We start from the raw sequence: 24804 nt of genomic DNA on the forward strand, positions 1-24804 counted from the left end.
GGGGAAGATCGAGCTACCAGGCTCTCCCCCAGCCTCGTCCGCCATTCATCACCAGGTCAGTCCGCGGCCTCCCGGATCGAGCGCATCGTTCCGCGAAGGATGTTCATGAAATCGGCCGGAACGTTCCCCTCGGCCATCGCGAGCGCCCTCTCCATCACCGGAACGGCCTCGGAGCTCCGTCCGAGCCGGTGGAGGAGACGAGCCTTCGTCCACAGATTGAAGACGCCCTCTCCGCTCACAGCGATCGACTGGTCGATCCATCCCAACCCGTCCTCGAGGCGCTCACCGCTCTCGAGCGCCCAGTTCGCCGCGGCACCCCAGGTCGATGTGAATGTCCTGTCGATTTCACTCCAAACGAGCGCGCTCACGTCGACCTCGACCTCGAACGGAACCTCGAGCTTCTCCCACGCGAGCGTGACCATGGCGGAATCGGGAGTCTTCGGATCGATGGTGAATTGCATCCACTCGGTGTGCGGAGCGGAAACCGGCTCGACCTCGAACCGAAGGGCGTCCTTCGCGGGGTCGTAACCGTACGCCCCCCACTGGTCGGGATCACTGTTGATGACGAGCGTCCACCGATCCCTCTCCGGAATCGCGAACAGCGAGTACTTTCCTGCGGGAAGCTCCTTTCCCGCGATGGTCACGGGGTCGGAGAAGGAGATCGTGGTTGCCTCGTTGGCGCCCATCCGCCAAGGCTGTCCGTACGGGACGAGCTCGCCCCAGATCCGGCGGTTTTTGACCCCGGGCCGGTGATATTCGATCTCGATGTCGGTGGTTCCAATCGTCTGGACGACCGAGGCCTTCTGGCTGATGCGAGGCGTCTCGAGCTGTGCGGTGAGGGGAAGGGTAAAGGCGAAAAGCGAAGCTGCGACAATCAGTTTCTTCATATGAGGAGCTCCATTCGGTTCGAGTGAGCTGCGGATGCGTCGCACCCGATTCTATCTGATCGGCGAGGCACGGGAGCGGCCTTCCCGGCGTCAATCCATCGTCTTTCGGGCCTGCTGGTTCAGCCATTCCTCGATGAAGTCGTCGAGATCGCCGTCGAGAACCCGCTGGACGTCGCCGACTTCATACCCGGTCCGCATGTCCTTGATGAGCTGGTACGGCTGCATGACGTACGAGCGGATCTGGCTTCCGAAGCCGATCTCCAGTTTCTCTCCGGTGATCTTCGCGGCCTCCTCCTGTCGTTTTTCCAGCTCGAGCTGATACAGCCGCGCCTTGAGGAGCTTCATGGCGGTGTCGCGGTTCTTGAACTGGCTCCGCTCGTTCTGGCACGTCACGACGATGTTGGTCGGAAGATGTGTGATCCGAACCGCGGAATCGGTCACGTTGACGTGCTGCCCCCCCGCCCCCGAGGATCGATAGGTATCGATCCGGAGATCCTTGTCGTTGATCTCGATCTCGATCTCGTCGTCGATCTCGGGGAAGACGTGCACCGAGGCGAAAGAGGTGTGTCGCCGCTTGTTGGCGTCGAACGGAGAGATCCGGACGAGACGGTGAACTCCCCGTTCGGCCTTCAGGTATCCGAAAGTGTGCTGACCCCTCGCGATGAAAGTGACGCCCTTGATGCCGGCCTCGTCGCCCGCCTGATAGTCGACGGTCTCGGTTTCCCATCCGCGCCTCTCGCAGTACCGGAGGTACATTCGAAGAAGGATCTCCGCCCAGTCCTGCGATTCGGTTCCGCCCGCCCCCGGATGGATCGAGACGATCGCGTCCGCCTCGTCGTGCTCCCCGGAGAGCTTCATCTCGATCTCGATCGACCGGGTCTGTGCCTCGAGCCCTCGAAGCACCCGTTCGAGATCCGCCGCGACGTCCTCCCCTTCTCCGGCGAGCTCGCGCATCACCTCGATTTCCTCGAGCTTGGTCTCGAAGTCGACGCCGGTGCTGACGCGTTTTTCGAGGCGCGCGCGCTTCCGTCCGATCTCCTGCGCCTTTTCCGGATTGGACCAGACGTCACCGCTGGCGAGCTCCTGCTCTACCTCCGTAAGGCTGCTTTTCGCGGAATCGAGGTCAAAGATAACCTCGAATCGCGGCGACTTTCTCCTGGATGTGGTCGATGCGTGTGGAGATATCTTCTTTCATCTACGACTGGCTCCTTCGAGTGACTGTGAGGATGATCAGCAACAGCGCTCCCCCGATCGCGAACCAGTCGCCCCATTTCACGTAGGGCGTCAGGGTCGTTCGAGGGCGGACCTCTGTGATGAACATCCCGGATTGATTCATTCTAATCTCTTCGACTACGCGGCCTCGCGGCGTCACCGCCGCCGAGATTCCTGTGGTCGCGGCACGGATGAGCCAGCGATCCGCTTCGATCGCCCGCAGCCGGGCCGACTGAAAATGCTGCGCCGGAGCCGCGGTCTCGCCGAACCACGAGTCGTTGGTGATCGTCACCAGAATGTTCGCTCCGTTCCGGACCTGGTTCCGGCCGATTTCCGGAAAAACGACCTCGTAACAGATGGCGAGCCCGTAATCGAGTTTACCGCGCAGAGGCTCCGTGGAGGTTCCGAACTGGAAGTTTCCGACCGCCCGCACGAGCTTCTCGGCGAAAAACAACGCACGCTGCATCGGCACGTATTCGCCGAACGGTACGAGCTGGATCTTGTCGTATTTCGACGCGATGCCGCCGTCGTGCACCAGAAACGCCGAGTTCCAGACCCGGTCCGATCCATCGTCGGCGGTCGCAATCGAACCGAGGATGACGTCGACCCCATTGTCGCGCGAGACTCCTTCGACCCAGTCTCGGTACGGCGGGGTGATGGCGAAGGGGTACGGCACTGTCGATTCAGGCCAGACGATGATCTCGGCCCCCGCCTGAACCGCATCGAGCGTCATCGACTGCATCAGGAAGTAGATGTCACGAGCCTTCGTGGGGTCCCAACGGACATCGAGCGCGATGTTCGGCTGGAGCACCGCGACCCTGAGCGCTTCCCCTTCGCTCGCCGGCTCCCTCCCCTGGGCGATCAGGCCGAGTAATCCCCACACGATCAGATACGCTGCCGTCGCCGCGATCGGCTGGATTCGCGACGCGATGCGCGGATCGAGCATGAACATCCGCGCCGCGACGACCGAAGGAAAGACGATCATGCTCCCGAGCAGATAAGGACCCGTCCACGGCGCGAGCTGTACCAACGGAAGATCGACGATCGTCGCAGCAATCAGGTCCCAGGAAAACCCGGAGAGAAGAATCGTCCGCGCGTACTCGAACACCGCCCACGCAACCGCGATGGCGATCCACCGACCCCATCCCCTGCCGGGATCGAGTCGCCATACCGTCAGCGTGAAGAGGCCGCCGTAGATCCCGAGAATGATCGCGAGTAGAACGTAGATCCCGATGCCGAGCGGAAGCGGGATGCCCCCCTGTTCCGACATCACCGTGATCACCCACGGGACGTTGATCAGCCACTGCACGGTGATCGCCGCATGACCGAGGAAGAAGGCTTCGAGTCCGCCGCGTGCAGTCAGAACCGCGATGATCAGCGGAAAGAGAGCCAGAAAGGCGAGCGGGGCGATCGAAGCGTTCGGAAACGCGAGAGCGAGCGCAACGCCTGACGCGATGGAAGCAGCGATGCGAAGGTGCAGTGACCCTCGCAGCCGTGTCGCGGCCGAAGAATCCATCGTCAGCTCTTGAAGAGGTCGTCGAACGCCTTGCGCGCGTCGTCCGGGGTCTGGGTCTTCGATTTGTCCGCCGCGAGATCCCTGACCATCTTCGGCTGAAAGTATTCGCACTCGTTCGCGGTGTCCTTTTTCGGGATGCGGGCGGGGATCCGTTCCTCTCGACAGGACCACTGAACCGAGGTGTCGAAGTTCCGGCAGTTCGTGCAGGTGTGGAGATCGGCACCGCAGTCGAGGCACTTCTCGTCGAACGAGATCTCGACCTCGCCGAGCGTTTTCTTCAAAGCTCCGCATCGCGCACACTTGAAGGCCTGCGGGCCGAAGCCACCCGCGGTTCGCCCCCTCGGTGCTCCTTCCAGCCGTTCCTTCTTCGGGATGGAATCGCGGCGGGTCTGCTTCTCCATGCCGCTGTCCTGATAGCCGCGGTGTCCGTACTTTCGTTCGCTCAAGCCGGTTCCTCCCTCACCTCGACGAGCAACCGGAGCGGCTGTTCGAGGTAGCTGCGCAGCGTGGCGAGATACTCGGCACCGGCAGCGCCGTCGATCACCCGATGATCGCACGACATCGTGATCTTCATACGATTCCGGACGGCGACCGTTCCATCCAGCACGACGGCCTTTTCCATCGCGCTGCCGACGGCGAGGATCGCCACGTTCGGCGGATTGATGATCGCGGTGAACTCCTCGATTCCGTACATCCCGAGATTCGAGATCGTGAAGGTCGAATTCTGGTACTCCTCGGGAGTCAGCTTCCGGTTCCTCGCGCGACCGGCGAGCTCCTGCACGCGCGCGGCGATCGCGGGAACCGAAAGCTCGTGCGCGCCACGAACCACCGGCGTCAGCAGACCCTCGTCAGTCGCGACGGCGATTCCGACGTCGACGTTCGAGTGGTAACGGAGCGCTTCATCTCCCCAGCTCGCGTTCACTCGCGGATGATGGAGCAGAGAAAGCGCGGCGGCCCGGACGACGAAATCGTTGACGCTCGTCTTCGTCTGCTGGATCTCATTGAGCTGCTTTCTGAGCGACATCAGCTCGGTGACATCGACGTCGATCGTGAGGAAAAAGTGCGGGATGGGACCGAGGGATTCGCCCAGCCGCCGGGCAATCGTGCGGCGCATGCCGCTCAGCGGCACGTCCTTTTCCTCGAGCTGTTTCGGGGCGCTCAGCTTTTCTGCGGTGCGGCCGGTAGCGGCAGGTTTTCCGCTGCCCGCTTTCCGGACGTCGTCGGCGACCACCCTCCCCGACGGACCGCTTCCCCGGATCGACTGGATCTCGACCCCGAGGTCTTTCGCAAGCCGTCGTGCGAGCGGAGACGATTTGGTGCGGCCCGAAGCGGTGCCGGAATCTGCGGGCGCCTTCGTTTCGGCCTTCCTTCCGGGCTCCGGTTCCGCGGGAACCTTCTTCCCGGCGTCAGCTTTCTTCTCGTCCGGCTTATCGGCGGTCTCATCGGAGGTCTTTTTCTTCTTGTTCTCCTTCTTCTCTCCTGTTTTCTCGTCGGGCTTTTCCGATTTCTCGTCGCTCTCTTCCGATTCCTCGTCGTCGGGCTTCTTCGATTCCTTCTCCGGCTTCTTCGAGGATTTTGCACTCTTCTTCGGCGGCTCGCCGCCGATCATGCCGATGATTTTCCCGACTTCGGCGGTCTCGCCTTCGCCGACGAGGATGGAGCTGAGCGGTCCGGACTCTTCCGCCTCCAGATCGAGGTTGACCTTGTCGGTCTCGATCTCGACGACCGGCTCACCCTTTGTGAGCTCGTCGCCCTCAGCCTTGTACCATTTGACGACACGACCCTCGGTCATTGCGTCGCCGGTTTTCGGCATGATGATCTCGCCCATTTCTCCTCACACTCCATTCGCGTAGGCGACATCGCGCACGGCCTGGATGACGTCCGGCTCATGCGGCACCGCCAGCAGTTCGAGATTTCGCGCATACGGCATCGGAACATCGGCTCCGGTGACGCGGATGACGGGCGCATCGAGCTCGTCGAATGCCTCGTCCATGATCGATGACGCGATCTCCGCCGCAAATCCGAACGGTTTCCACTGCTCCTGCACGACCACGGCCCGATGCGTTTTCCTCACCGACTCGATCACCGGCGCCACGTCGAGCGGCCGGATCGCGCGAATATCGACGACCTCGCAGTCGATTCCGTCCTCCTCTTCGAGTGTTTTCGCGGCCGCGAGCGAGAGATGCACCATCTTTCCGGATGCCACGATCGTGACGTCCGCTCCCTTTCTCGCGATGGTCGATGTGCCGATCGGCACCGTGAAGTCGGAATCGTCCGGTACCTCTCCCTTGATGGCGTAGAGCGCGGCGTTCTCCAGAAAGATCACCGGATCCTTTCCTCGTATCGCGGACTTCAGCAGACCTTTCGCGTCGGCCGGAGTCGATGGTGCAACGACGACCAGACCGGGGAAGTGTCCGAAGAACGCCTCGAAGCTCTGGGAGTGCTGCGCCGAAAGCCCGACACCTGCGCCGTGAGGACCTCGAATCACCATCGGGATGTCGAGCTGGCCCCCGGAAAAGTAGCGGATCTTCGCCGCATGATTGAGAATCTGATCGGCTGCCACGAGCGCGAAGTTGAACGTCATCATTTCGACGATCGGGCGCATCCCCGTCATCGCCATTCCGATGGCAGTGCCGACGATCCCCGCCTCGGCGATCGGTGTGTCGATCACGCGGTTCTCGCCGAACTTGTCGAGCATCCCGGCCGTGATCCGGAAGGTTCCCTCGTAGACGCCGATGTCTTCGCCCATGATGACGACCGAGTCGTCGCGTTCCATCTCCTCGAAGATCGCGTCCCTGACGGCGTCGCGGTAGCTCTTCTCCGCCATTACTCTTCCTCACCCTCTTCGTCGCCGGCCTGCTCGGAGCTCGCCGCCGCTTCGACGTCTTCGGCATCTTCAGCCTCCTCGTCTTCTTCGTCTTCTTCGCCGCCTCCCTCGTCACGGGGACCCCAATGGAGCGGAGACGAAACGTCGCCGTCAGGCTCGCGCCCCGGCTCGAGGGCGATCACGTCCTCGAAAAGCTCCTTCGGGTCCGGCTCTTCGGCCTCCTCGGCGAAGCGGACGGCTTCCGCGACCTCCTCGTCCGCCCAGTCGCTCATCTCCTGGAGATCTTCGTCGGTCAGCCCTGTCATCTCGCGAAGGCGTTTGGAGAGGATCAGGATCGGGTCGCGATGGCGGCTCTCCTCGACCTCCTCCTTGCTTCGATAGGGCTGAAAGAGATCCGCGGCACCGTGTCCGCTGAATCGGTAGGTGATCGCTTCGATGCAATAGGGCCGGCCGGTCATCCGGACCTGGCTGATGACACGGTCGGCGACGCCGCGCATCGCGAAGGTGTCCTGCCCGTCGACCTTCTCCGAGGGGATGGCGTAGGCCTCGACCCGCGCGGAGAGATCGGTAACCGCGGAATGACGGTCGACGGAGGTTCCCATCGCGTATCCGTTGTTCTCGATCACGAAGATCACGGGGCACATTCCACGCTTGCCCCACAGGCCGGCCATGTTCAGCGCCTCATGAAACGATCCGATGTTCATCGCACCGTCGCCGAAGAAACAGACACAGACGCGATCGGTGCCGGAGTAGCGGAGCGAGTATGCGGTCCCGGCGGCGAGCGGAAGGTGGCCGCCGACGATTCCGTATCCCCCGTAGAGGCCGCGGTCGACGTCGAACAGATGCATGGATCCGCCCTTCCCCTTCGAGACGCCACTGGCCTTGCCGTAGAGCTCTGCCATGACGTCCTTCGGGTCCGAACCGAGAAGGAGCGCGTGCGCGTGGTCGCGATACCCGGCGTAGACGATGTCGTCCTTCCGGAGAGCCGAGGTGATCCCGGCAACGACGGCCTCCTGGCCGCTGTAGACGTGGAGATAGCCGCCGATTTTTCCTTTTCGAAACGCTTTTTCGGACGCCTCCTCGAACTTCCGGACGAGCACCATCTCCCGGAGAATGCGCTCCCATTCGGGGGCAGCGATCTCTCCGAGCGCGGGCTCGGTCTTCTTTTTTTCGGCGCGTTTTGCCATCAGTTTCTCATCTGATCGATTCCTCTTCGGGTGGGTGGCCCCGGGGCCGGGAAGAAACTCGCCCTCCGTCGACGGCTCACCCGCGGACGCGCGCGAGCCTCATCCTCGACTGTCCCGAATGTGCGTGGCAGATCGCCACTGCAAGGGCGTCCGCCGCATCCGCTGACAGCCTTGCATCCTCGGTGCCCCTCACCAGGATACGCACCATGTGCGCCACCTGCTTCTTCTCGGCGCCTCCATACCCGACCACGGCGCCTTTGATCGAGCGTGGAGAATACTCCGAGATGTCCAGCCCCGCAATCCGGGCCGCCAGCAGGATCACTCCTCTCGCCTGCGCGAGCTGAATCAGGCTTTTCGCATTGACTCCGCTGTACGGTGTCTCCACCGCCACGCAGGACGGCTTCACACGCTCGATCAACTCGGTGATTCCGTAGAAGATCCTCTCGAGCCGGGCAACGAGATCGTCCCCTTTTTTTCCGCGGATTGCACCCTGCTCGACCAGGTGGATCCGGCTTGCGCGGTAGTCGACCACACCGTAGCCGGTGACCAGCGAGCCGGGATCGATCCCGAGAATGCGGAGATCCTCACGGGCGACGGCCGCTTTCCCGGGGTTTCCCATCAGCCCTGCTGAGCGGCCAGCACTTCCTCGGAGATGTCGAAGTTCGCCCAGACGTTCTGGACGTCGTCATGGTCATCGAGAGCTTCCATCAGGCGAAGAACGCTCTTCGCTGAGTCGTCGTCGAGCGGGATCGAGGTGGTCGGAAAGAGCCCGATACTCGCTTCGATCATCGGAACCTCTCGATCCTCGAGACTCTGGCGGACGCCCTCGAACGCTTCCGGAGTCGTGTAAACGCCGAATGTCTCGGCATCTTCCGACACGAGGTCCTCGGCGCCGGCCTCGAGCACGATCTCCATCAGCTCCTCTTCACCGATGCTCGATCTGGCGACGCTGATGAAGCCCTTCTTCTCGAAGAGATAGGAGGCCGATCCGGGAGTCCCCATGTTGCCGCCGTTCTTTTCGAGCAGGTTGCGGATCTCGGGAGTGGTCCTGTTGGAGTTGTCAGTGACGGCTTCGATGACGATCGCGACGCCTCCGGAGGCATACCCCTCGTAGGTGATTTCCTCGAAGGCTTCCCCTTCCAGCTCCCCCGTTCCCTTCTTGATGGCACGCTCGATGTTGTCCTTCGGCATGTTGGCGGCCTTCGCCTCGGCAATGGCGCTGCGGAGTCGGGGATTTGCCGCCGGGTCCCCTCCTCCGAGCCGAGCCGAGATCGTGATCTCGCGAATGATCCGAGTGAACAGCTTGCCGCGACGGGCGTCAGCCGCACCCTTCTTGTGCTTGATGGTGCTCCATTTGCTGTGGCCGGACATGCAGATTGGCCTCCCTGTCAGAAGAATCGCCGGTTCGATCGGTTCTTCGACACCGCGGAAGCGGTGGAAAACCAGATCGTTGCAACCATTCTACTAAATGCGGAGCCCGGTTTCCTCTTCCCCTAAATGCGGAGCCCGGGTTTCCTCTTCCCGTTGCGGCCGGTCTCTATCGGAACTTTTCCGGTGGGAAGCGCGGCGGTCGCCGCTCGAGGAATGCCTTCAATCCCTCGACCACGTCGGTGCGGGTGAACTGCGAAGCGAAGACGGCCCGCTCTCCGGGATCGCCACCGGACGAGCGGATCAGACGCGCGGCCGTCGCAATCGCTTCGAAGCTCCGTCCCGCGGTCCAGCTCTCGAGCCATGAGGCCGTCCGCACGCCGCCGTCCCGGATGAGATCGAGGACCCCGAGATCGCGTGCGGTCGCGACAGTCAGCGGCCCGTCGCCTCCGAGGATCTCGATCGCTCTCCGCCCGCATCGCCAGACGAGCCCGGCGATCGCCATCGGGCTGCAGCGGGAAAAATCGAAGCGCGAATCCCCGGTCGCGACGAAGACGTCGGAGCAGAGCCCGAGGGCGAGCTTGTCGCCGCCGATCATGCCGGCGGCATCGGTGATGAGGGTGGCACGCCGGTTCGCGAGAGCTCCGGCGAGCGGCTCGATGCCGCCCTCCGGGGCCCATTCGCTGTCGATGACGATCACCGACTCGGAGCTCTCGAGGTCTTCGGGCTCGAGCCGGTCGCCCGGTCTGATCAGGATGGAGCGCAACGATTACTCGGAATCGGGCCGCTCCGGAGCCGGCTGATCCTTCGGGCCGGGATGGTCCTCGCCCGATTTCTCGTCGTACTGGCTCTCCTCGGACGTATCCTTTTCTTCGGGTTCGGGATGCGCGGGATGCGGTCGGTTTTCTTCGCGTCGGTCTTCCATCAGTAGATGATCACCTCGTCGCCGACGTTCGCCATCCGATACAGCCGGCCGATGTCTTCATTCGAGAGTCTGATGCAACCGTGCGACACGCTCTGTCCGAGCTGGGAAACGGCCTGCGTTCCATGTAGCGCGTAGCCATCGCCGAGATTCAGCCGGTAGTCGCCGAGCACGCCTTCGTACTCACGCGGTCGGGTACCGAGCGGCGGAACGACGAGCCTCCCCTGAAACCAGATTTCCTGCCCGGCCGGCATCGTCCGGACGACCTGACCGTTGCGGATCTCGACGACGTCCCTACCGCTGACGCTGAGCATGTGCTCGGGCGTGCCGATCGCCGAGTCACGGTCGAGTCTCACCATGTCTGCACCCGTGCTGTTCGCGATCTCAATGTAGTGCCAGTCCGGCGGCTTCCACACGGGGTCGGTTTCCTTCGAAATGATCTTGAACCTTCCGACGGGCGTCCTGAAGTCTCGGCGCCGCCCGTTCTGCACCAGGATGTCGCTCTTTCCGGTCGAGCAGACGGCTTCGAAAACGACCTCACCCTCCCGCCGCAAGTACACCTTGTTCTCCTCGGTCGACACCGTGATCACTTGGTTCGAATCCTGATGATCGCTGAGGGTCTCGTCGGATGACTCCACTTCGCCCGACAGCTCGTCGAGCCGACCGGCCGCCGTCTCCATCTTCTCGCGGAGCTCGTCGAGGCGCTGCTGGCGCATCTCCTGGATCATCTCTTCGATCCGGTCGTAGCGCCGGTACTTCGCAGCCTCCTGGACATTGAGCGTTTCCGCCGCGACCGCCCAGGCCAGAAGTCCCACGGCCAGGACCAGCAGCGCCCAGGAGGCAATCAATCCAATCCATCGCTTCATTCAGTCGTCTCCTCAGTAGATGTAGATCTTCGTTCCCTCGCCGATGCGAGGCCAGATGGCTCTCATGTCGCTCTCGGAGACCATGAAGGAACCGGGTTTGACGCCATCGAGAGGGCTTTCCTCGGAGGGCGTCGTATGAATCATGTAATCGTTCGGGAGCTCGATCACGTAGCGGCCGAGGCCTCCCTTGATGGCCGGCAGAGAGGAGGGCACCTCTTCGCCCTTCATCAGATACACCCATTCCTGGACCTGCCAGGAGGGGGAGTACGACTTCCCGACCACTTCGAAAGCCCCTTTCAGAGGGACGAATGTCCAGACCTTCCCGTCCTTCCCCTCGATCTCCCTCTGCTCCCCAACCTCGACCGGCATCTCCCTGAGAACCTGGTCCGCGTACTGAAGCATCAGAGCCTTCTTCTCAGTATCGAGCGCGAGATAGAAGTTCTCGTCGTCGAGGTTTGCAATCAGCTGCTCCCGAGCCTGAAGCTCGCGCCGCAACTGCTCCTCGGTCAGATCCATCTCCGCCAGTTCGTCCTTGACCTCGTTGATCGCGACCGGCGAGGTCTGCTCGCTCGCGAGAACCCTCTCGAAATCCTCGGCCAGCGCTCTGCGATGCCAGGACGAGATCAGGAAAACGATCGCGGCCAGCAGAAGAATCGCCAGATTGAGCCACAGCGGCGGCCGGGGGGTGCGCCGCCGGTCGGGCGACTCCGGACGTTCTTCAGCCCGCCGGTCACTCTTGAGATTCAATGGCATTCCGAAATTGATCCTCCCCCAACGTCCCCCTAATGCGAAATTCATGACCGGTTTCGAACCGTTCTTCGAGCTGACTGCACGACCCTTGCTTCGGAAACGATCCGAAAGGAGATTCAATGGCTGAGTCCAAAGCTGTCATCGAAGTCAATGACGAGAACTTCAAGAACGAAGTGATCGACTCCGAGATCCCGGTATTCGTCGACTTCTGGGCCCCCTGGTGCGCACCGTGCCGGTTCATGGCCCCCGCTCTCGACGAAGTGGCTCCGGAGTACGAGGGAAAAATCAAGATTGCCAAGGTCAACACCGAGGAGAATCAGCAGACCCCGATGTCGTACGGCATCATGGTTCTGCCGACGCTCGTCATGTTCAAGAAGGGTGAGGTCGTCGACCGGCGCCAGGGTGCGATGAACAAGGGGGCGCTCAAGGCGTTCCTCGACGAGCACGTCGACGTCAACTGATCGAAACGCTTCTGAAAAATGAGAAGGGGAAAGGGCCCGGTGAAAGCCGGGCCCTGTTTCTTTCGATGGGAGTCGCCGGGCCGCCGCCGTGGTGGCCGACGCCCCAACGGCCGCTCGCGCATTTGAGCCGTGGAATCATCCAATCCAGGTGATAGTATGTCCGAGGAGTAACGGATGACGACGCGGCAGAATGCTGACCTGTCACTGCGGAGTGGTGTGAGGCTCAAGTTTGCCGAACGAGTCTGGAAAGGCTCCGGCAGGACGGAAAAACTCACGATCGCCTGCATTTTCGTCATCCTTTACGTCCTGACCGACATCGCGACGAACGTCTTCGAGCTGGAGCCGGGGGTGACCCGTTTCTATCCTCCCGCCGGACTCGCATTCGCCTTCTTTCTGATCTACGGAAAGCGCTGGGCGGTCGCTTTCCTCGCCGCAGCGCTGGCGAGCGCAATGACGGCCAGAGGTTTTCCGGGCTCTCTCGACAGTCTGGTGCCGATGGCGCTCGCAAAACTTCTCGTCTATCTCGGAGCGGCCGAGCTCGTGAGGCTGCGGGGCTTCGATCCGCTGCTCCGGCGCGCCCGGGACGTCTACTCCCTCGTCGCGGTAGCGATCCTGGCGCCGATCCCGATCGCCGTATTCGCGAACTACGTCATCTACACGGGAGTCGTCGATCCGTGGACACAGTCGCTGGAGTTCTGGCTGGGCGACTTTCTCGGAGTTCTCGCGATCGCTCCCGTCGTGCTGCTTCTATGGGGGGAGATGGAGCTCAGAAAGCACGAACGAGGTTCGCGCGCAAAGCCGCTCGATTTGCGGACGATGCGCGACGGGGCGGCGCCGATCGTGGTGGTCCTTTTGATGGCGGCGTCGTGCGCGCTGGTCTTTTCGATCGAGGGCTCGATCGGAGCTGCGGCATACTCGCTCCTTCTCCTGCCACTCCTCTGGGCCGCGCTGAAGGGGGGGACGAAGAACGCTGTTTTCGCCGTGCTGACGCTGATCATCGCCTCGATGATCTGGCAGTTCGTCGTCCGAAGCTCCGCCGAGACTCTGATCGAGACGCAGTTGCTCGTCGCGACTCTTGCAATCGCTTCGCTCTTCGCCGGAGTCGCGATCACGAGCAGGCAGGCAATCGTCTCCCAGCTGGAGGCGAGCGAGGCGCATCTGAAGCAAGCGGAATCGCTGGCCGGGTTGAGCAGCTTCGAATGGGACCCGATCTCCAACCGCATCACGGTCGGACACCACGTCGAGAATCTTCTCGGTTATGAGCTCGACCCACGCTCGACCACGCTCGACGAGATCATCGAGTGCGTCGACGAGATCGAACGTTCCTCCGTACGCGGTGCGCTGATGATCGCTCTCGAACAGGAAACGCCCCTCGATCGAGTCGTGACGTTCCGTCCCGCGGATGGATCGCTCGCCCGCTTCCACTGCCGATCGGCCGTTCGATCGGATCCCGGCGGAAGGCGAAGGCTCGTGGTGATGTGCCGGAACGTCTCATCCGAGCTCGAGCGTGAGAAACAGTTCGGGCGCATGGAAAAACGGATGCGCCGCTTCGCCGACGTCACGAAGGTCGTCGCATGGGAGGCTCGGGCGGACAACTGGCGGTTCACCTTCATCGCACCAGAGATCGAGCAGCTTCTCGGATACCCGCGTGAATGGTGGTATCGGGAATCCTTCTGGACCGAGCACGTCCACCCCGACGACCGGAAACGGGTCGAGAATCACTATCGGAACTACCCCGGAGAAACCGGCCCGCTCGCGATCGAGTATCGAATGCTGGCCGCAGGGGGACACATCGTCTGGGTTCACGACGTGATCGAATCGGATCCGAAAGCCTCCGAGCCGAGACTCGTCCATGGCTTCATGTTCGATGTCACGAATCGCCGCGTGGCCGAGGAAAGACTGAGACATGTGTCGCTGCACGATCCGCTCACCGGCCTGCCGAACCGCGGGCTGCTTCGGGACCGCCTTCACCACGCTCTGGATCGTCTCGGGGGCACCGATGAGCTCGCCCTGCTTCACGTCGACCTCACGCGGTTCAAGCTGATCAACGATTCCCTCGGAAGCGCAATCGGAGACGATCTGCTCCGCCGCGCCGCCCGTCGCCTCAGCCGGATCGTCGGAACGACGAATACGGTTGCCCGCGTCAGCGGAGACGAGTACATGATCCTGATCGACGTCATCGACGGCGTCGACAAAGCGAGGGAGCTCGGTCGCAGGATCATTGAAGCGCTCACGAGCCGATTCGAGATCCAGGGTCACGAGATTCACGTCGGCGCGAATTGCGGAATCACGATCGCCGGCTCCGGCGACAACATCGAGATGGTATTGAGCCGCGCGGACATCGCGTTGCAGCAGTCCAAACGCTCCGGCGAATCGGGTGTGGTCGTCTTCGAGTCGGCGATGGAGAAGAAGTTCCTCCGTCGCAAGCGAACCGAGGACGACCTCCGCACCGCCCTCGATCGAAGCGAGCTTCTTCCGTTTTTCCAGCCCATCATCTCACTCGAATCCGGCGCGATCACCGGCGTCGAAGCACTCATGCGCTGGCGCCATCCCACCCGGGGAATCCTTCCGCCGGGCAACTTCATCGCCGTCGCCGAAGAAACCGGGACGATCACCGAGATCGATCTTCGGATCCTCCGGGAGGGATGCCGTCAGCTGGCCCGGTGGCAACGCGTTGAGGGAAGAACCAATCTGTCGCTCTCCGTCAATTTCTCCGGACTTCATTTCCGGAGCTCCGCCGTCGTCCGCAAGATTCAGGAAACGCTCGAGGAGACCGGAATCGATCCGGGAACGCTGCATCTGGAACTGACCGAGAGCGTCCTGATCGGCGATTCCGACACAGCAATGGAGGTCATGAATCAGGTCGTCGATCTTGGCGTCGAAGTCCACCTGGACGACTTCGGGACGGGTTACGCCTCGCTGGTCTATCTCCAGATGTTCCCCTTCTCTGCGGTGAAGATCGATCGCTCCTTCGTCTCGTCGATGCTGCTCCAGCCGAAGAGTCTCGAGGTCGTCCGGTCGATCGTTGCGCTCTGCCATACGCTCGATCTGCGAGTCGTTGCGGAAGGAGTCGAGGAAGTCGCCCATGTCAATGAGTTGAAATCTCTCGGCTGCCATTTGTTTCAGGGCTTCCTGATCTCCCCCGCTCTCCCTTCCGAGGAGGTCACGCTCCTTCTCGACGATGATCGTTTCGCGGGACACAAAACCAGAAACGGACCGGCAACCTTCAGCGGCTTCTGAATCAGGTCGGACGGGTCGGACAGCTCGGACGACATACGGCCGGGTCGGGTGCCCGGCCGCATGCATTCCGTCACCGGCGGCTGCGGATGATGATGTCGCCGTTGAAGGTCGTGAAGTGATACGCGGCCCCACCCCCGTTGATCGTCGCGATGACGTTGCGATCGACCTCGACTCGATGACCTCCGCGGGCCCTCGTGTCCCCTCTCTTCACCGTAGCGGAGGAAGGCTGAATGTTCATATCGAAGTCAGTGAGGATCTCGCCGTTGTTCGTCTTCATCTGCAGGTTGGCTCGGGTCGATGCGGGCAGAGTGACGTCGATATCGCCGTTGAGGCTGCTGAAGGACATCGCTCTGTCGTTGGTGACTTCGAGCAGACGGACGCGTACCGGACCATTCGTCGTGTTTGCGACGACGGTTCCGGAGACATCGTCCGCATAGATTGCTCCATTGGTGTTTCTGAGCTCGAGCTCACCGCTGAGACCTCTCACCCGGATGTGTCCGCCATTGACGGTCGACGCGACGAGGTTGACCCGGCGCGGCACCCGCAGCATCACCGGAGACTGGGCATTGGGTTGCAGCGCGACCTTCACGACGTTGTTGTGCTCTTCCGCGATCAGGCCCATGCTGACGTTCGGGATTCTTCGGAGGCCATCGCTTCGGGGCTTCGCTTCTCTCCCCTCCGGCGTCTGCAGCATGATTTGAATCTCCGAGACGTCGGCTCCTTCGATCTCGATGCTTCCATTTACCCTCGAGATCTGCAGGGTGACCGGCTTGCCGGGGTCGGTGATCGGTACGACGATTGGTTCGTTCTGCGCAAGCAACGGCAGCGCCGCCAGCAGCGCGACGATGAAGAGAGTTTTTTTCAGTTTCATCTCAATTTCCTTTTCTGATCATGATGTCGCCATTGAGGGTATCGATTTCGATACGAGTCGCGCCCGAGCCGATGCGGACTCCGGTTCTGCCGGCGTTGCGAACGACCCACTTCGTTCCTTCACGCCGGGTTCTTTCCATTTCGGCCACCGAGGTAGCCTGCCAGTCGAAATCCGTCAGGATCTCGCCATTCAGAGTAGAGATTGCAAAGAGAGCATCGAGCGCCGGGGGAAAATAGAGATCGATCTCATCGTTGACCGAGGAGTATTTCGAATCGACGGTGGGAGTCGTCCTGAACCGGCCGGCTACCGGTCCGTTCACCGTCGAAGCCGAGCCACCCCTGGCGTCACCCTCGAAGAAGACCCCTCCATTGACGTTGCGAAGGATGAACTCGTCGACCGTGCCTCGGAGGTCGACGTCACCTTCGATCGTACGAGCCTCGACCGTGATTCCGTCGGGAACTTCGATCGTGAACGCGTACTCTGCCCGGCCTCGATCGCGATCATCGGAGTCGTGGGAACAGCGCCACCCGCGATCCGAGCATCGCATCGGTGCGTCGACCAGGACTTCGAGCGCCGAGCCTTTCCTCTCGATGACTAGTGGCCATTCGGCGAGAACCCCCGAAGCCGAGGACCGTCGTCCTCCGATGGCTTTGATCTCGGCGGCGACGCGGATCGAGGCCGCGCCCGTTGTGATGGTCATCGGACCGTAAATGTTGTCGATCACGATCGACCGAACACCATCGGCCGGAAAGCTCTGATCGAATCGGCTCCGCTCGGTGTCTCCGAGTGCGGTCGATGCTGTCAGAACGAACAAAACAGCGAGGGCTGTGCGGTTCATATTCTCTCTCCTGCGCGCTGCCGCGCGAACGACCGGACTTCATCCTCGATGTCTTCGCGGTCGATGAGGCTCTCGATGTCGGAGGGTTCAGCCGTCGGCTGTTCCAGCAGCACATCAATCAGGGCGATCTGGACGAGAGGCGCCGACTCGAGAGCCAGCCGATCGGCGAGCTCCCTGTAGACGCCTGGGCGGGCCACCAGCGGGCGGGCGGCTTCGACGGCCGCCAGCCGGACATTCGGATTCTCATCGGACACGGCGGCCTCGATCAGACCAGCCGCCAGCGCAGGAGACGGCTCTTCCATCCCGGCAATCCTGCCAATAGCTTCGAGCCGGGCACTGGCGGATGACTGTTCCAGTAGTGAGAGGACGACGAGCTCGTTGAGCGAGTCCACCTTCTCCTCGAGCCGCGCCTGGTCACCCGGCGAATCGCTGTCGCGAAGAATCAGCATCCCGGTGGCGATCCCGGCGCCGAAGAGAACGACTGCCGCGAGCGCCATCGCGATTTTCTTCGGGACCCTCCGGGGAAAGGCCCGAACCGTACCGTCGCCTCCGCCGAGCTTCCGCTCGTCGATCGCCGGCAGGTTCTGCCAGATCTCCTGCATGACCGCGTATTCCTCGACGCACACGGGACAACTCCGGATGTGCCTGCTCAGAGTGGCGTCCAGCTCCTCGCCTTCCACAAACGCATCGGTAATCGCGTTCTGTATTTCGTCACACGAGCTCATGTTCCATCTCCCTGTAGATCGATCTCAGTTCCTTCATCGCCCGATGGACGCGCACTTTGAGCGATGACAACGAGATTCCGAGAGACCGCGCGATCTCCCGGTAGCCTTTCGTTTCATCGCGTGCGAGAAGGATCAGTTCTCTCTTCGCGGGCTCGAGACGCAGAAGTGCGTTCTCGAGCCGGTCGAGGTTTTCCCTGTGCTCCAGATGCTCGGGGGCGAGCACCGATTCATCTTTCAGATCGAGAATCGCCGGGTCCACGGCAATAGGTCGCCGGCGGCGGAGGTGATCCAGACACGCGTTTCGCGCGACGCTGTAAATCCACGGCGTGAACCGCGATCCCTCCTCGAAGGATTCGCGGCTCCTGAAAATCCGGAAGAACGTCTCCTGCGCCATGTCCTTCGCGAGATCCCGGTCACCGGTGATCTTCGCGCAATACGCGACCAAGGCGGGGTGGTGCCTCTCGAAGAGGTGCTCCATCTCCTCGAAGCGCCCATTCCTCACCGCCGACATCAGATCCTCGTCACTGCCGTGGTCGTCGTCCATCAGCTCATAGTTTCCCATCGCTCACCCTTCATGACGAGATCGGGAGGGAGCGGTTACAGGGGGAGGATATGAGGAGATAAGGATTTGAGGATTTGAGGGTTGAGGATGTGAGGACGTGAGGATTCAGGTCGCTGGGAGGTCAGCTGGTCCGACCCGGGCACACTGGGACCAGAGGTCCCGCGTGATTGGACAAGAGTGGGCAACCATCACCAGGTGCACCCCTCAAATCCTCATATCCTCATATCCTTTCTTCACTTTTTCGGGGTCTGGGGGCGGGAAAAACGCGATCGGATCCAGTCCCGGTTCATCTGCGCGATGAAATCGATCGAGATGTCCTTGGGACAGACGGCCTCACATTCCGCATAGTTGGTGCAGCTGCCGAAGTACTCCTCCATGACGGCAACCATGTCCTGAACTCTGCGGTAGCGTTCCGGTTCGCCCTGTGGGAGCAGGGCGAGATGGGAGACCTTCGCGGCGGTGAACAGCTGCGCCGCACCGTTCGGGCATTGCGCAACGCATGCGCCGCAGCCGATGCAGGCCGCCGCATCCATCGCCTCCTCCTGAACGGGTTTCGGCACCAGCGTGAGATTCGCCTCGGGGGCGCTTCCCGTCGAGACCGAGATGAATCCTCCCGCCTGGATGATCTCGTCGAACGCCGTGCGATTGACCGAGAGATCGCGGATCACCGGAAACGCCCCTGCCCGCCAGGGCTCGATCCGGATCGTGTCACCGTCGGAGAATGAGCGCATGTGGAGCTGACAGGTAGCCGTTCCCCGCTTCGGGCCGTGTGCTTCGCCATTGATCATCACGCCGCAGGAGCCACAGATCCCTTCGCGGCAGTCGTGATCGAACGCGATCGGCTCCTCCCCCTTCTCGGTGAGATTCTCGTTGACGATGTCGAGCATCTCGAGAAACGAGGCATCAGGGCTGATGTCCGTCGCCTCGTAACGCTCGAACCGGCCTTTTGAACGGGGGCCTGCCTGACGCCAGACGTAGAGAGTCAATTTCATTACTTGTAGCTCCTCACGGTGGGCTTGACGTATTCGAACTCGAGCTGCTCCTTGTGGAGCCGCGGTGCGCTGCTGTCGCCCGTGTACTCCCAGGCGGCGACGTACTGGAACCGTTCGTCGTTCCGCTTCGCCTCTCCATCATCGGTCTGATGTTCAACCCTGAAGTGACCGCCCGCCGATTCGTCGCGATCGAGAGCGTCGATGCACATCAGTTCGGCGAGCTCGAAGAAGTCCGCAACCCGGCCGGCCTTCTCGAGACTCTGGTTGAAGGTCTCCGCGGCACCCGGTACGCGCACTTCGCGCCAGTACTGCTCTTTCAGCTCGCGGACCCTGGTCATCGCGTCCTTCAGACTCTCCTCGCTGCGAGCCATCCCGCATCCCTCCCACATGATCGCGCCGAGCTCGCGGTGGAACGATTCGACGGTCCGGGAACCATTGGTTCCGAGCAGCGCGGACACTCTCGACTCGACTTCCGCTTCGGCATCTCTCGCCGCCGCCGTCGGGTCAGGCCTCTCCCGGTTGAGTTTGGTCGCGAGAAAGTTGCCGATCGTATAGGGAAGCACGAAGTATCCGTCCGCGAGTCCCTGCATCAGGGCGCTCGCTCCGAGGCGGTTGGCTCCGTGATCGGAAAAGTTCGCCTCTCCGATGACATAGAGACCCGGAAGGTTGCTCATCAGCATGTAGTCGACCCAGAGTCCGCCCATCGTGTAATGGGGCGCGGGATAGATCCGCATCGGCGTCTCGTAGGGATTGTCCGCCGTGATGTCGGCGTACATGTCGAAGAGGTTCCCGTAACGCTCGCCGATGGTGGACTTGCCGAGCCGCTCGATCGCCGAGGAGAAATCGAGGTAGACGCCGCGGCCGGAGCTGCCGACTCCGTATCCGGCATCGCAGACCTCCTTCGCCGCCCTCGACGCCACGTCTCGTGGAGCGAGATTGCCGAAGCTCGGATACTTCCGCTCCAGGTAATAGTCCCTCTCCTCCTCGGGGATCTGATTCGGAGGACGATCGTCGTCCTTCTTCTTCGGAACCCAGATCCGCCCGTCGTTTCGAAGGGACTCGCTCATCAGCGTCAGCTTCGACTGATAGTCACCCTTCTGAGGAATGCAGGTCGGATGAATTTGCGTGTAGCAGGGATTGGCGAAGAAGGCGCCCTTCCGATGTGCCCGCCAGATCGCGGTCGCGTTGCAGTACTTCGCGTTGGTCGAGAGATAGAAGACGTTCGAATAACCCCCCGTTCCGAGGACGACTGCGTCTGCGAAGTGGCTCGAGATCTTCCCCGAGACGAGATCGCGAACCACGATTCCCCTCGCCTCCCCGTCGACGACGATCAGGTCGAGCATCTCCGTACGGGTGTGCATTCTCACAGTCCCGGCCGCGATCTGACGCTCGAGCGCCTGATAAGCGCCGAGCAGCAGTTGCTGTCCCGTCTGTCCCCGGGCATAAAACGTACGCTTGACCTGCGCTCCCCCGAACGACCGGTTGTCCAGGTAGCCCCCATACTCGCGAGCGAACGGAACCCCCTGCGCGACGCACTGATCGATGATGTTCACGCTGACCTGGGCCAGCCGGTAGACATTGGACTCCCGGGCCCGGAAGTCGCCCCCCTTCACCGTGTCGTAGAAGAGCCGCTGAATGCTGTCCCCGTCATTCTGGTAGTTCTTCGCCGCGTTGATCCCCCCCTGCGCGGCAATCGAATGAGCACGCCTCGGGGTGTCGTGGAAGACAAAGCAGCTCACCTCGTATCCGAGCTCGCCAAGGGTTGCCGAGGCGGATGCACCAGCCAGCCCTGCTCCGACGACGATCACCCGGAACTTCCTCTTGTTGTTGGGGTTCACCAGCTTCATGGTGAATTTCGCTTCATCCCACCGATTCTCGATCGGGCCCTTCGGGACGCGCCCATCCAGACCGTTGCCGCCGACGCTGGTCACCCTCACTTCGCCACCCCCATCAGGATCGCCAGCGGAAACGAGAGGTTCCCGATCGTCACGATCACGGCGAACGCGATCGCGAAGACCCGCCGCCAGTCATTGAATTTCCGGTGGTTGAGACCGAGCGACTGAAACATGCTCCATAATCCGTGATAAAGGTGGAGCCCCAGGGCGAGGTTCGCCAGGATGTAGAACGCGCTCACGAGCGGCCGGCTGAGCGACGCAACCAGGTTCTGATGCACCGCTCCCTCCTCGAATGCCGGATTCACGTGTCCCGTTGTGAGGTCGAGGATGTGAAATACAACAAAAAGGGCAATGATGACCCCTCCCCATCGCATCGTCCGAGCGGCATACTTCGCCGCGACCGTCCTTCTCATCTCATAGCCGACCGGACGAGCGCGCCGGTTCGCCAGAGTCAGGCGAACGGCGGAATCGATGTGAAGAATCACCGCGGCGAGAAGAACGAGACGGGCGATCCAGAGGGCCCCGCCTTCCGGCAGTCCTGGAACCCCTATCACCCGGAGCCATTCGCCGTAAACGTCCAGCGGATAACGACCTGCATGCATTCCGAAGTAGAGCTTCAGGTTCCCGATCATGTGAACCAGAACGAATCCGAAGAGGATGATGCCGGTGATCGCCATCACCGCCTTCTTCCCCAGGGTTGAGCTATAGAAATTAACCAGCCAGGACATTCGTTCGCCACCTGCGATCCAACGGGGCTCCGTGCGATCCGCAGCAGGGGATCGAACGTGCCGGGTAATCATAGTCGGTCGACGCCTGTGAAAAAAGAGCCCTTAAACGAAGAGTTGGACAGAATTTTGCCTCCGGAGCCCACTTGATGAGGAATCTCATGCACATCGTATCGACATCGATCGCAGCGAGGAGACGCCGCCGCGCGGTCGACTCGCTCCGGACGATCTGCCGGTGCCAGACGCACCGCCGCCGATCCCGTCTCGGACGGATCACCGCAGGTATCACCTCCGTCCTCGTCGTCATACTTTCAATTACCACCCCGCTCGGCGCCGAGGTCTTTCACCCGATTCTGACGTCGGCTTCGGAGCTGCTCCCGTTTTCGGCTTCCGTCGAGATCGTCGAGATCGAATCGGAGGTACGGCGCCCGGTGGCGCCCCGCGTCCACCGCTGGCTTCACGACAGGCTCACCGCTGAAACCGTCCGGCGTGCCTATTTCCGGGATCACGTTCCTTACGGATCAATCATTTACGAAGAGGCTCAGCGAAACGGCCTGCGCCCCGAGCTCGTCGCGGCGGTCGTCAAAACCGAGTCGGATTTCAGGCCTCGGCTTGTTTCCCACAAGAACGCCCTCGGGTTGATGCAGATCATTCCCAGCACCGGCCGCTGGATGGGAGCAGGAAACCTCTTCAATCCCGACGAAAACATCAAAACCGGAGCCCGTTATCTCCGTTATCTCCATCGCAGATTCGAAGGGGACGAGACGCTCCTGCTCGCCGCCTACAACGCCGGTGAGGGAAATGTCCGCCGGTATGGAGGCGTCCCTCCGTTCGACGAGACCCGTAACTACGTCGGAAAAGTCGCCATCTCGAATGCCGAGTATGAAGCGCGGATCCGGCAGAGCGTCGCCGAATGGAACCGCCTCGCCCTGAGGCTTCGCGACTGAGCTGGAGGAGGAGCCATTCCGCCGGTCTCCGGCATCCGCAAACCGGGTATCCTTTCCGGCCGTGCTCTCCCCGTCGACGACTGCCTCGTCTGTGACCGGTCCAGGCCCGGCGATGAGCAGCCGCCCACCGCTCTTCACCGGTCCTTTCCTGCGGCTGCTTGCGTTCGTCTTCATCACATTCACCTCGGCGTTCCAGCTCTTTCCGACGATGCCCCTGCGCATCCTCGAGCTCGGTGGATCGAAGGCGTCGGCGGGGCTCTTTCTCGCCGTCTACACATGGGCATCCGCGATAGCCGCTCCGCTGACCGGAACCGTGGCGGACAACTTCGGCCGGCGCCGGCTGATGCTGACCGCTTCGATCGCCTTTCTCCTGTTCACTCTCCTCTACGCAATGACCACGAGCCTTCCGGTTCTGCTCGCGATCGGGCTCGTACACGGAGTTCTCTGGTCGGGGCTGCTTTCGGCGAGCGGGGCGGTCCTGACCTCGATCATTCCACCGACGCGGCGCGTCGAAGGGCTCGGCTATTACGGTATGGCTCCGACACTCGCGATTGCGTTCGCTCCGCTGCTCGGGCTGCATCTGTTCAAGACCGCCGGCTGGATGGCGGTATGTGTGAGCATGGCCGTTCTCTCGGTGGGGATTCTCATTCTCGGTCTGCGGATCACCGACTCGCACCAGCCGGTCCGGAGGTGGCCCCGGCCTCGGCAGCTCGTCGACTGGAGGGTGGTCCTCGTCGGTACGACTCTTCTCGTATGCGCGTTTCCCTACGGAGGGCTGACCTCCTACGTCGCGATCTTCACCGCGGAGCGCGGCATCCATCCCGACGCTCTCTTCTTCATCGTCCTCTCGATCGCGATCATCGTGACCCGGATCGTCATTACGCCTCTGGGCGACCGCTACGGACCCCTCTGGCTTCTCTATCCGGCGCTGCTGCTCGTCCCTCCGGCGATGCTGCTCCTGATCCACGCCGGGACCGGCCTGCAGATGGCCTTCTCGGCGACGTTGTTCGGAATCGGATTCGGTGCGATCTACCCGGCGCTTCTGTCGGCCATTCTGATGCTGGTTCCGGGCGACAGACACGGAGCAACATTCGGGAGCATCCTGATGTCGCTCGACATCGGAATCGGCGCGGGATCGCTCGTGATCGGATGGATCGCCGGCACTCGAGGCTGGAGCGCCGCATGGGGAACGGGTGCTGCCGTTGCAGCCATGGCGATTCCGATATTTCTGCTCACCTATCCCCGTTTCGCGCGGAATCGAACTGATTTCGCCAGGGGCGTTCCCGACAACTGATCATCCGCCGCTTTTTCGGATCGCTTCGACCGCGGCACGTGCACGGGTGATGCTCTCGAGACTGACCGTGTAATCGAGCATCCGCCAGAGGATCAGCACCTCCCGGCTGTGGCTGCCGGTCACACCCCGCTTCTCCATCTCACCGCGGGCATCGGCGAGGAGATCCTGGCTGTCGGACAGCTCGGCGAGACTTCTCATCGCCTGCTCCACGAGCATCAGCGTGTCCGAATCGATCGCCTGGGCGCCCTGAATCCCTGCTCGGGCCCGTTCGATCATTCGAATGGCTACCGCCTTCTTCTTGCGATCGAAGGATTCGGCGTCCTCGCGCCCGTGGAATCGGATGAGCCTCCCGAGGATTCCGGCGATCTCTTCGATCGGCTGGTCGAACCGGAGCCCGGTTCGATAAAACAGCTTTCCCGTTGCGTCTTTTTCTCCCGTCATCCGGCTCCAGACGACGTCGGCCCTGAACTTGTGACGTTGTCCGAAGTCGGGATCGAGCACGGAGATCCGAACCGGCGATCCCACATTGAGATGGGTGGTGTTGACGATCCCCATTCCCCCCGTGGAGATATCCACCAGGACGACTGAGTCGCCGCCGATCTCCGCCTCGAGCGGCGTGGCGAAGACGTAACGCTTTGCCGTCCGGATGTCTTCGACGACCTGCGTACCAGCAGCAGTGGTCACTGTTTCTTTTCTCGTCAAGCCGTTTACTCCGAAAA

At 61.9% G+C, this 24804-nt stretch carries 25 protein-coding genes; 4 read left to right on the plus strand and 21 right to left on the minus strand.

Annotated elements, in window-relative coordinates; translation table 11 throughout:
• Positions 1–56: 56 nt before the first annotated feature.
• The 13 genes from KY459_05630 to KY459_05690 all read right to left on the minus strand — a co-directional run bounded on the left by KY459_05630 (position 57) and on the right by KY459_05690 (position 11538).
• On the minus strand, positions 57–887 hold the full coding sequence (locus tag KY459_05630; protein MBW3564185.1) for a DUF2911 domain-containing protein: 831 nt from the start codon (positions 885–887) through the stop codon (positions 57–59).
• A gap of 90 nt (positions 888–977) precedes the next feature.
• Positions 978–2072 carry a peptide chain release factor 2 gene (gene prfB, locus KY459_05635; protein ID MBW3564186.1) on the minus strand — a complete coding sequence of 365 codons (1095 nt, stop codon included), beginning with the start codon at positions 2070–2072 and terminating at the stop codon, positions 978–980.
• A 10-nt stretch (positions 2073–2082) separates the two neighbouring features.
• A complete protein-coding gene (lnt, locus tag KY459_05640; GenBank protein ID MBW3564187.1) occupies positions 2083–3615 on the minus strand; it encodes an apolipoprotein N-acyltransferase in 1533 nt (510 codons plus the stop codon).
• 2 nt (positions 3616–3617) lie between these two features.
• Positions 3618–4061 carry a hypothetical protein gene (locus KY459_05645; GenBank protein MBW3564188.1) on the minus strand — a complete coding sequence of 148 codons (444 nt, stop codon included), beginning with the start codon at positions 4059–4061 and terminating at the stop codon, positions 3618–3620.
• Positions 4058–5443 (minus strand): 2-oxo acid dehydrogenase subunit E2, encoded by a 1386-nt coding sequence (locus KY459_05650; GenBank protein ID MBW3564189.1) that lies wholly within the window; start codon positions 5441–5443, stop codon positions 4058–4060. Before KY459_05650 ends, KY459_05645 begins: the two co-directional genes overlap by 4 nt.
• A 6-nt stretch (positions 5444–5449) precedes the next feature.
• Positions 5450–6442, minus strand: coding sequence for an alpha-ketoacid dehydrogenase subunit beta (locus KY459_05655; protein ID MBW3564190.1), 993 nt, complete (start codon positions 6440–6442; stop codon positions 5450–5452).
• Positions 6442–7629 carry a pyruvate dehydrogenase (acetyl-transferring) E1 component subunit alpha gene (locus KY459_05660; protein ID MBW3564191.1) on the minus strand — a complete coding sequence of 396 codons (1188 nt, stop codon included), beginning with the start codon at positions 7627–7629 and terminating at the stop codon, positions 6442–6444. Before KY459_05660 ends, KY459_05655 begins: the two co-directional genes overlap by 1 nt.
• 76 nt (positions 7630–7705) lie before the next feature.
• Entirely contained in the window at positions 7706–8248 is a 543-nt protein-coding gene (gene ruvC, locus KY459_05665) for a crossover junction endodeoxyribonuclease RuvC (GenBank protein ID MBW3564192.1), read from the minus strand.
• Positions 8248–9000 carry a YebC/PmpR family DNA-binding transcriptional regulator gene (locus KY459_05670; protein ID MBW3564193.1) on the minus strand — a complete coding sequence of 251 codons (753 nt, stop codon included), beginning with the start codon at positions 8998–9000 and terminating at the stop codon, positions 8248–8250. The genes ruvC and KY459_05670 overlap by 1 nt, the downstream gene beginning before the upstream one ends.
• Before the next feature lie 166 nt (positions 9001–9166).
• Positions 9167–9763: a hypothetical protein gene (locus KY459_05675; protein MBW3564194.1), complete on the minus strand. Its 597-nt coding sequence runs from the start codon at positions 9761–9763 to the stop codon at positions 9167–9169.
• A gap of 3 nt (positions 9764–9766) precedes the next feature.
• Complete coding sequence (locus KY459_05680; protein ID MBW3564195.1) at positions 9767–9922, minus strand: hypothetical protein; 156 nt, start codon at positions 9920–9922, stop codon at positions 9767–9769.
• Complete coding sequence (locus KY459_05685) at positions 9922–10785, minus strand: L,D-transpeptidase (GenBank protein ID MBW3564196.1); 864 nt, start codon at positions 10783–10785, stop codon at positions 9922–9924. Before KY459_05685 ends, KY459_05680 begins: the two co-directional genes overlap by 1 nt.
• A gap of 12 nt (positions 10786–10797) precedes the next feature.
• Positions 10798–11538 (minus strand): L,D-transpeptidase, encoded by a 741-nt coding sequence (locus KY459_05690; protein ID MBW3564197.1) that lies wholly within the window; start codon positions 11536–11538, stop codon positions 10798–10800.
• A 116-nt stretch (positions 11539–11654) separates the two neighbouring features.
• On the opposite strand from KY459_05690, the gene trxA reads away from it, so the two are divergent.
• Positions 11655–11996 (plus strand): thioredoxin, encoded by a 342-nt coding sequence (gene trxA, locus KY459_05695; protein MBW3564198.1) that lies wholly within the window; start codon positions 11655–11657, stop codon positions 11994–11996.
• A 174-nt stretch (positions 11997–12170) separates the two neighbouring features.
• On the plus strand, positions 12171–15236 hold the full coding sequence (locus KY459_05700) for an EAL domain-containing protein (GenBank protein ID MBW3564199.1): 3066 nt from the start codon (positions 12171–12173) through the stop codon (positions 15234–15236).
• Between the two features lie 70 nt (positions 15237–15306).
• Here KY459_05700 and KY459_05705 read toward each other — a convergent pair whose 3' ends face one another.
• From KY459_05705 to KY459_05735, 7 genes are all read right to left on the minus strand, one after another.
• A complete protein-coding gene (locus tag KY459_05705; GenBank protein MBW3564200.1) occupies positions 15307–16107 on the minus strand; it encodes a DUF4097 domain-containing protein in 801 nt (266 codons plus the stop codon).
• Between the two features lies 1 nt (position 16108).
• Positions 16109–16945 carry a hypothetical protein gene (locus KY459_05710; protein MBW3564201.1) on the minus strand — a complete coding sequence of 279 codons (837 nt, stop codon included), beginning with the start codon at positions 16943–16945 and terminating at the stop codon, positions 16109–16111.
• Entirely contained in the window at positions 16942–17670 is a 729-nt protein-coding gene (locus KY459_05715) for a hypothetical protein (protein MBW3564202.1), read from the minus strand. The genes KY459_05710 and KY459_05715 overlap by 4 nt, the downstream gene beginning before the upstream one ends.
• Complete coding sequence (locus tag KY459_05720; GenBank protein ID MBW3564203.1) at positions 17657–18232, minus strand: RNA polymerase sigma factor; 576 nt, start codon at positions 18230–18232, stop codon at positions 17657–17659. The genes KY459_05715 and KY459_05720 overlap by 14 nt, the downstream gene beginning before the upstream one ends.
• Positions 18233–18465: 233 nt before the next feature.
• Complete coding sequence (locus tag KY459_05725; protein MBW3564204.1) at positions 18466–19224, minus strand: succinate dehydrogenase/fumarate reductase iron-sulfur subunit; 759 nt, start codon at positions 19222–19224, stop codon at positions 18466–18468.
• The gene (locus tag KY459_05730) at positions 19224–21161 is read right to left on the minus strand and encodes a fumarate reductase/succinate dehydrogenase flavoprotein subunit (GenBank protein ID MBW3564205.1); all 1938 of its coding nucleotides are present in this window, start codon (positions 21159–21161) and stop codon (positions 19224–19226) included. Before KY459_05730 ends, KY459_05725 begins: the two co-directional genes overlap by 1 nt.
• Entirely contained in the window at positions 21158–21847 is a 690-nt protein-coding gene (locus tag KY459_05735) for a succinate dehydrogenase cytochrome b subunit (protein MBW3564206.1), read from the minus strand. Before KY459_05735 ends, KY459_05730 begins: the two co-directional genes overlap by 4 nt.
• Before the next feature lie 146 nt (positions 21848–21993).
• Here KY459_05735 and KY459_05740 point away from each other — a divergent pair, with 146 nt between their 5' ends.
• Both KY459_05740 and KY459_05745 read left to right on the plus strand, forming a co-directional pair.
• Positions 21994–22791, plus strand: coding sequence for a lytic transglycosylase domain-containing protein (locus tag KY459_05740; protein ID MBW3564207.1), 798 nt, complete (start codon positions 21994–21996; stop codon positions 22789–22791).
• A gap of 112 nt (positions 22792–22903) precedes the next feature.
• Complete coding sequence (locus KY459_05745) at positions 22904–24085, plus strand: MFS transporter (protein MBW3564208.1); 1182 nt, start codon at positions 22904–22906, stop codon at positions 24083–24085.
• On the opposite strand, the gene KY459_05750 is transcribed toward KY459_05745, so the two are convergent.
• Positions 24086–24787, minus strand: coding sequence for a PilZ domain-containing protein (locus tag KY459_05750; protein MBW3564209.1), 702 nt, complete (start codon positions 24785–24787; stop codon positions 24086–24088).
• Between the last annotated feature and the right edge of the window lie 17 nt (positions 24788–24804).

Source organism: Acidobacteriota bacterium (genome assembly GCA_019347945.1).
Lineage (GTDB): Bacteria > Acidobacteriota > Thermoanaerobaculia > Gp7-AA8 > JAHWKK01 > JAHWKK01.